The 1,487-nt window shown below is 69.8% G+C and carries 1 protein-coding gene and 1 pseudogene; one reads left to right on the top strand and one right to left on the bottom strand.

Annotation, left to right across the window (positions count from 1 at the left end; genetic code table 11):
* The first annotated feature begins 41 nt into the window (after window positions 1-41).
* Window positions 42-785 carry a polysaccharide lyase family 7 protein gene (locus tag ABZX30_RS38135; RefSeq protein ID WP_355943050.1) on the top strand — a complete coding sequence of 248 codons (744 nt, stop codon included), beginning with the start codon at window positions 42-44 and terminating at the stop codon, window positions 783-785.
* Between the two features lie 70 nt (window positions 786-855).
* Here ABZX30_RS38135 and ABZX30_RS38130 read toward each other — a convergent pair.
* Window positions 856-1,487 (bottom strand): annotated as a pseudogene (locus ABZX30_RS38130) (hypothetical protein); the annotation flags it as partial.

Genomic DNA, 1,487 nt, shown 5'->3' with positions numbered 1-1,487 from the left:
TCCCCCACACCGAACCCGGCCCGGACCCGGTCACGGGCCTGGTGAGGGGGAACGCAGCCTCTCCGGCGCCCACGCCCGGCACCACCCCCGACGCGCCGGACGGCGGCAGCAACACCGCGACCGCCGGCAGTCCCATCGACCTGTCGAACTGGAGGCTCCAGGAGCCCGTCGGCAACCAGGGATCCCCGACCACCATCGCGTCTTCCCGGCTCCAGGGCGGCTACCGGGACCCCTACTTCTCCGTCGGCGCCGACGGCTCCCTGACCTTCTGGTCGCCCGAGAAGGGCGTCACCACGCCCAACTCCAAGTACCCCCGCTCCGAACTCCAGGAGGTGAATCCCGACGGCAGCACCGCCGACTGGTCCCTCGACGGCACCCACCGGATGAGCGCCACCCTGCGCGTGGAGTCCGTGCCGTCCAGCGTGTGTGTGGGACAGATCCACCTGGGCTCCGGGGGCTCGTCCACCAAGCCGCTGCTGGAGCTGTACTACTCCGCCAACGGCGACATCGTGCTGGGCACCGAGAACTCTCCCTCCGGAGGCCAGACCCGGCACACCGTGGGGCACGTTCCGCTCGGCCAGAAGTGGAGCTACACCATCGGCGTCTCCGGCGGCGACACCATCGACCTGACCGTCAACGGCAGCACCACCCACTACCCGATCGCCTCCTCCTTCAAGGCATACAAGCAGTACTTCAAGGCCGGTGCCTACAACCAGTCGGCCTCAGGCAGCAGCACCGACGGAGCACGGGTCACCTTCTACGCGCTCACGGTCTCCCACAGCTGATCCTCCGGTCCGTACAAAGGGCGGGGCCCGACGCGTATCGCGTCGGGCCCCGCCGCTGTCTGCCGGCCACTCAGTACAGTTCTGTGCACTTGCCGTTCTGGAACACCGGTCCCTCGACCACCGGGAGACCGGGGCCGGGGTTCTCGATCACGGTGTTGAGCCCGGTGACCTTGTCGGTGCAGGCCTGGACCGCGGACTCATTGTCCCCGCTGTCACCGCCGACGTACATGTCGACCCAGGTGGTGGCGCCCTTCGGCGCCGTCTTCAGGCTGTGGCAGGGGCCGTTCTGCGGGCTGGAGCCGTCACCGCAGGCGTCCTCGACGATGAAGTACCGGCGCACCCGCGGCATGTAGAAACGGGTGCCCGCCGGGTAGTCCAGTGTGTCCTTGCCATCCGCCATGCTGTGCCCCACCGCGAGCGTGATCGGATCGGCGTACGTGCCGGTGCCGCCGGCCTGGTGGTGCAGGACGGGATCGGAGATCTGGGCGCTGCCCCGCGGGGTGTTGTCGAACCAGGTGTATCCCGTGGTGAACGCGTTGTTGATCGTCTTGCCCGACCCGCTGGCTCCGGTGGATGCGCCTGCGCCTGCGCCGCTGCCGATCCCGCTGCCGGTGCGTCCGGTGCCCTCCGGCGCGGTGGGGGAGCCGCTCTCCTCGGGGACGGGCAGGGGGCTCGCCGTGGGCATCGGAGAGGCGTCCGGTG

Source organism: Streptomyces sp. NPDC004542 (genome assembly GCF_040610035.1).
GTDB lineage: Bacteria > Actinomycetota > Actinomycetes > Streptomycetales > Streptomycetaceae > Streptomyces.
Note: the sequence above shows the minus strand (reverse complement) of the source record. Positions and strands in the feature narration are given on the sequence as shown.